General features: G+C 70.9%; 6 protein-coding genes. 2 read left to right on the top strand and 4 right to left on the bottom strand.

Annotation, left to right across the window (positions count from 1 at the left end):
- The first annotated feature begins 14 nt into the window (after positions 1-14).
- Positions 15-179 (top strand): glycerol dehydratase reactivase beta/small subunit family protein, encoded by a 165-nt coding sequence (locus tag I4I78_RS34350; protein ID WP_226380647.1) that lies wholly within the window; start codon positions 15-17, stop codon positions 177-179.
- A 47-nt stretch (positions 180-226) separates the two neighbouring features.
- On the opposite strand, the gene I4I78_RS29205 is transcribed toward I4I78_RS34350, so the two are convergent.
- Positions 227-934 carry a M24 family metallopeptidase gene (locus I4I78_RS29205; protein ID WP_218614728.1) on the bottom strand — a complete coding sequence of 236 codons (708 nt, stop codon included), beginning with the start codon at positions 932-934 and terminating at the stop codon, positions 227-229.
- Entirely contained in the window at positions 931-1,863 is a 933-nt protein-coding gene (locus I4I78_RS29210; protein WP_218614729.1) for an alpha/beta fold hydrolase, read from the bottom strand. Before I4I78_RS29210 ends, I4I78_RS29205 begins: the two co-directional genes overlap by 4 nt.
- A gap of 160 nt (positions 1,864-2,023) precedes the next feature.
- Between I4I78_RS29210 and I4I78_RS29215 the strand changes: the two genes are divergently transcribed.
- The gene (locus tag I4I78_RS29215) at positions 2,024-3,307 is read left to right on the top strand and encodes an MFS transporter (protein WP_218614730.1); all 1,284 of its coding nucleotides are present in this window, start codon (positions 2,024-2,026) and stop codon (positions 3,305-3,307) included.
- 4 nt (positions 3,308-3,311) lie between these two features.
- Here the strand turns inward: I4I78_RS29215 and I4I78_RS29220 are convergent, their stop codons facing one another.
- A complete protein-coding gene (locus tag I4I78_RS29220; RefSeq protein ID WP_218614731.1) occupies positions 3,312-4,790 on the bottom strand; it encodes a serine/threonine-protein kinase in 1,479 nt (492 codons plus the stop codon).
- A gap of 215 nt (positions 4,791-5,005) precedes the next feature.
- Positions 5,006-5,817, bottom strand: an 812-nt coding sequence (locus tag I4I78_RS29225; RefSeq protein WP_218614732.1) for an EamA family transporter, incomplete at its 5' end; no start/stop codon positions are given.

The raw sequence follows: 5,817 nt of genomic DNA on the forward strand, positions 1-5,817 counted from the left end.
CTCTGGCCTCGGCGCTGGAGGTCGGTATCGGGGTCGACGCCGACGGCGCGGTCGCGGTCCACCACGCGTCCCTGCCGGGGTCGGCGCCGGTGGCGCTCCTGCGGCCCGGCGCTCCCGCGGCCGAGCTGCGGATCGCCGGGCGGACCGCGGCGCGGATCGTCAAGTGCCTGCCGCTGTGACCGCCGGCCCAGGTGTCAGTGAGAATCGGTGTCGGTGATCCCCGCTGTCAGTGGGCGAGGGTGAGCAGCTGCTCGAAGAACCCGCCGATCCCGCGCTCGCGGTCCACCAGGTGGATCTCCAGGATCCAGTGGCATCGCCGTCCCGACGGGTCGGTGCGGCGCATCGGGTGCGTGCTGCCCGGCGTGATGTAGGACTCGATCTTCTCGCCGTCGATCCACTCGTGCGGGAACTCGCCGACCAGGTGACCGCTGTGCTTGCCGCCGAACTCCCAGCCGGCGTCGGCGGCCAGGCCGCAGACGTGGCGGTAGAGCTCCTCGCCGCTGATCTGCGGGTGTGCCTCGAAGTGCGCCCGGCCGGCGTCGAAGATCCGCGGCAGGTCGTCGCGCAGGCGCGCCTTCACCGGGTCCGGTCCGAGGACGTAGGTGCGCCCGACGTCGGCCTCCCACTCGGAGAAGATCGGCCCGAAGTCGAGGAAGACGATGTCGTCGTCGGCGATGGTCCGGTCCGGCGGGTTCTCGGTGTAGGGCTCGAGGGTGTTCGGCCCGGACCGCACCACACGCTTGTGCCAGTGCTTGTCGGTGCCGAACATCTCCGCGCCGAGGTCGCGGACCCGGTCGCTGACCTGCTTCTCGGTGGCGCCGGGCTCGATCAGGCCGCGCCGGGTGACCTCGTGGAAGAGCTGGATCGCCTTCTGTTCGGCCTCGACGAGACGCCGCGCGCGCTCGTCCTCGGGGGCCGGTGTGGTGGTCGTCATGAGGTGCCTCCCGGGCCCGAGTGTAGGGCGGCGACGCGTGCGACGGCCCCGGCGAACACCTGCGGTGCCTCCACCGGGACGAAGTGCCCGACCCCGTCGACCGGTTCGACGGTGACGTCGGTGAAGAACTCGTCGAGCCGGTCGGACCACTCCCGCGGGAACAGCGGGTCGTGCTCGGGCCACAGAAACGTGGTCGGGACGGTGAACCGGTCGTCCGGGTCCGGGGCGCGTTCGGCGAGGGAGTTGGCGACCATCCCGCCGCCGGCCCGGTACCAGCCGATCGAGGCGACGAACGCCCCCGCCGGCCCGTACACCGACGCCAGGTGGTCGAGTCGCGCGTCGTCCGGGGTGAAGCCCGGGCCGGACCAGTGCGACCAGAAGTGCCGCAGGTAGGCCCGCGCGGCGCGGGTGCTGCCGTCGACGAGCTCCTGCGCCAGGTCGAGCTGGTGGAACGCCTGGTACCAGAACTCGCGCATCGGGTCCGGCGACAGGATCCGCTTCCCGACGCCGGGCGCGGGCGGGGTGACGACGATGGCGCGCACCAGGTCCGGCCGGTCCCGGCCCAGCCGCTGCGCGACCCGGCTGCCGACGTCGTAGCCGCCGACGACGAGGTCGGTCAGCCCGAGCTCGTCGGCGAGCCCGGCGACGCTGCGCGCCTGCGCGCCCGGGTCGTAGGACGTCGTCGGGTCCTCGTGGTGCTTGTCCGACTCGCCGAAGCCGCGCAGGTCGGGGGCCAGCACGTCGTGGGGACCGAGAGGAGCGTCAGCGGAACGAGCATCGAGACCGCTCAGGTGGGTTACGACGGCGTCGTGGTCGGTGCGGTCACCGGGCCAGCCGTGCAGCAGGACGACCGTCGGTCGCCCGGGTGCGGGGGAGCCGTGCCGGTCGTAGGCGAGCCGGAATCCGTCGACCGGGGAGCCGATGGGCATGGCGATGATCTCCTTCGCTCGGGGCGCGGCACCGGCCTACCACCCCCGGCGCCGCCGGGCGAGTGCTGGCGCGCATCGGGTTCGTCGGGTCCGTCCCTTCCGCATCAGGTGTCCTGATGTCTAGTCTCCGACGACCACCCGAGGCGACCAGGGGGAATCCGTGTCCCAGCCCGTCACCGCAGAACGCCACCGGTTACCGGTCCGCACGCTCGTCGCGGCATCCATCGGCAACGCCGTCGAGTGGTACGACTGGACGATCTACGCGACGTTCTCGATCTACTTCGCGACTCAGATATTCCCGTCCGGCAACCCGACCGCCGCGCTGCTGTCCACGCTGGCGACCTACGCGCTGGCGTTCTTCTTCCGCCCGCTCGGCGGCTTCCTGCTGGGTCGTTTCGCCGATCTGCGCGGACGGCGCACGGCGATGCTGATGACGATCCTGCTGATGGCAGGCGGGTCGTTCGTGATCGCCATCCTGCCCACGTTCGAGATGGTCGGCTGGCTCGCGCCTGCCCTGCTGCTGATCGCCCGCATCGCGCAGGGCATGTCGCTGGGCGGCGAGGTCTCGAACGCCTCGGCCTACCTCGCCGAGATCGCGCCGGCAGAGCGCCGGGGCCGCTACTCGTCGTTCTTCTACATCTCGACCGGCACGGCCGTGCTGATCGCGTCGCTGCTCGGCGCGCTGCTGGCGTCGACCCTGACCGAGGAGCAGCTCGGATCCTGGGGCTGGCGGGTGCCGTTCCTGATCGGCGGCGCGCTGGGCCTGATCGGGATGTGGATGCGGCGCAGCATGTCCGAGACCGAGCAGTTCGAGAAGAACAAGGACGCCGCGGCGAAGATCAAGAACCCGTTGCTGCTGACGCTGCGCGAGCACCCGAGGGCGGTCCTGCAGCTCATCGGGTTCACCATCCTCTCGACGCTGTGCTACTACACGTTCTTCTCCGCGCTCACGCCGTTCGCGACCAAGTCCCGCGGGGCCGACGCGAGCGAGGTCTTCCTGGCGCTGTCCATCGCAACCGCGCTGTTCGTGCTGCTGCAGTACCCGATGGGCGCCGCCGCGGACCGGTTCGGGCGCAAACCGCAGATGCTCATCTGGTCCGCGGCGACGGCGATCTTGATCGTGCCGCTGTCGACGCTGATCGGGCCCGGGTTCGGCAACATGCTGGTGGTGTTCGGCGTCGGGCTGGTGCTCTACACCGCGATGACCTCGATCGCCCCGGCGATCATGAGCGAGCTGTTCCCGACGGAGCTGCGCGGGCTGGGCATCGGTGCCTGGTACAACCTCACCGTCGCCATCTTCGGAGGGACGGCTCCGCTGGTCATCGCGGCCCTCGGAGCCGCAGGGCTGTCGACCCTGTTCTTCGTCTACGTCGCGGTCGGCGCGGCCGTAGCGTTCATCGCGATCCTGAGCCTGCCCGAGACCAAGGGCTCCGTCCTGCGCTGAGCCGTCAGGAGAAGTTGAGGCACATGGCCGAGGCGAAGGACGACTCCTTGCGGTCGGTCGCGACCACCTTGCCGTCGGAGTCGGTGATCGTGCACGACACGTAGGTGTCGCCCTTCGTCGACGTGGAGCTCGCGGTGAGCATCGGGCGTGCGTCCGATCCCCACGCGTCGGTCGCGATCTTCAACGTCCACGGCGCCGGAACCGACATCCGCGTCACGCTGTCGCCGTTGGCCGCGGTGTACCCGAGCACCACCGGATAGTTGCTCTCGACGGTGTAGGTGAAGGCCGAGGGCTGCGACCGGTTGCCGGATACCGGCGAGGACGACGGCGTGGCCGTGGGCGCCGGCGAGGTCGATACCGGTGCCTCGGGCGCGGTAGGTGCGGTCGACGTCACCGTGCGGTCCGCTGCCGCGACCGGTGTCGCGGCGGTGAATCGTCCGACACCGAAGCTCACCAGGCCGATCAGGACGACCGCGCCGACGGCGGCCGTGACCGCCTTCGTCCGGCGCCACCGCTTGGCCTTCTTCGCCGGGGCGGGCGGAGGACCGTTCCTCCGTACGGCTTCCGCGCGGAAAGCGTCCATACGTGCGTCGACGGTCCTCGCAGGTGTGACGACCCGGGTGGACTGTGGCCGGTGGTGCCCGGTCGGAGGCACCAGCGCGTTCTGTGCAGCCAGGGCGAAATCGTACACCGACCCGTACCGCGCCGTCGGGTCCTTCGCCATCCCGCGAGCGATCACGGTGTCCAGCGCGGCCGGCACGTCGGGACGGAGGCGACTCGGTCGCGGCGGCTCCGCAACGAGGTGTGCCTTCATCAGGGTCGGCAGGCTCTTCCCGTCGAACGGGGCGCGTCCGAGCAGGCACTCGGCCAGAACGCAGGCCAGCGAGTAGGTGTCGGATCGCTGATCGGGCGCTCCACCGTCGAAACGTTCGGGCGCCATGTAGGCCAGCGTTCCGATCGTCGAGCCGGCGGTGGTCAGCGTCCCGCCGTCGTCCATGCTCCTGGCGATCCCGAAGTCGACGAGGTAGGCGAAGTCCTCGGAGGTCAGAAGAATGTTCGATGGCTTCACGTCCCGGTGGACGACGCCCTGGACGTGCGCGGACCCGAGAGCCTGGGCGACCTGGCCGATGATCGCCACCGCTCGAGTCGGAGACATCGGCCCCTGTGTGAGAACGGTGTCCAGACCTGCGCCGTCGATCAGCCGCATGTCCAGGAAGAGCCGGCCGTCGATCTCGCCGAAGTCGTGGATGGGGACTACGTGCGGATCACGCAGGCCGGCGGCGCTGTCCGACTCGCGACGGAAGCGTGCACGGTAGGTCTCGTCGTGGGCGTTGCCCGGAGAGATGAGCTTCAGAGCGACGACGCGTCCCCGTCTCGTATCGAACGCCCGGTAGACCTCGCCCATCCCGCCGCGTCCGATGAGGGCCTCGATCTGGTAGGGGCCGACCGAGCTGCCCTGTCCGCTGACGCTCGTCCCGACCATGTTCGCCCTCCGCATCGCCCTGATCTCCGGTGGGAGCATCGAGGGCACCCGCCGTCCGTTACGTCCGGGCCGACTCTGATCATCAGAATTGGTGAGGACCCGCGTCCGATCCGCGCGCCTCCGAGCCGAGTGGACGCCACACACGTCCGAAGCCCGACACATACCTCGCAACGTGTGTGTCAGGTGCCGAACCTGTGTGAGGGCGCCGGGGCCGCTCACCCCAGGCCGATCAGGACCACTCCGGCCAGCACCACCGCGGCCGGGATGATCCGGCGGAGCCCGAACCGCTCGCGCAGTACGACGGCCCCGATCACCGCGCCGAACACGATGCTGGTCTCGCGCAGTGCGGCGATCTGCGCCAGCTCGCCACTGGTCTGCGCCCACAGCACGATCCCGTACGCGGCCAGTGAGATCACCCCGCCGGCCAGGCCGGCCGGTCCGTACCGGCGCACGGCTGCCGGGAACGCGCGTCCCCGCCGCCACAGGGCCAGCAGCACCAGCGGCGGGCCCTGCAGCGCGAACATCCACCCGGTGTAGGCGAGGACCGGAGCGACCCCGACGCCGACCCCGTCGACGACGGTGTACCCGGCGATCATCACCCCGGTCGCGAACGCCGCCCCGAACGCCGGGAGCTGCGCCCGTCCCGGCCGCCCGCCCGCGAGTACCAGTGCGACCAGGCCGGCCGAGACGACCAGGACCCCGGCCAGTTCGAGGACCGGCAACGTCCGGCCGAGCAGGACGACGGCAGCCAGCGCGACCAGCCACGGCGCCGTCCCCCGCGCCAGTGGGTAGGCCTGGCTGAAGTCGCCGAGCTGGTAGCTCGCGAGCAGCAGCAGGTTGTAGGCGACGTGCAGCAGGGCCGAGGCGATCACGAACGGCCAGGCCCCGTCCGGCAACGGGCCGCCGACGACGGCCAGCAGCGCGCCGCCGACGAGGTCGACCAGCCCGATCATGGCGAAACCGACGAGCCGGTCCGGCACCGAGTGCGCGATCGCGTTCCAGCTCGCGTGCAGCAGCGCGGCGAGCA

Source organism: Pseudonocardia sp. KRD291 (assembly GCF_019263595.1).
Lineage (GTDB): Bacteria > Actinomycetota > Actinomycetes > Mycobacteriales > Pseudonocardiaceae > Pseudonocardia.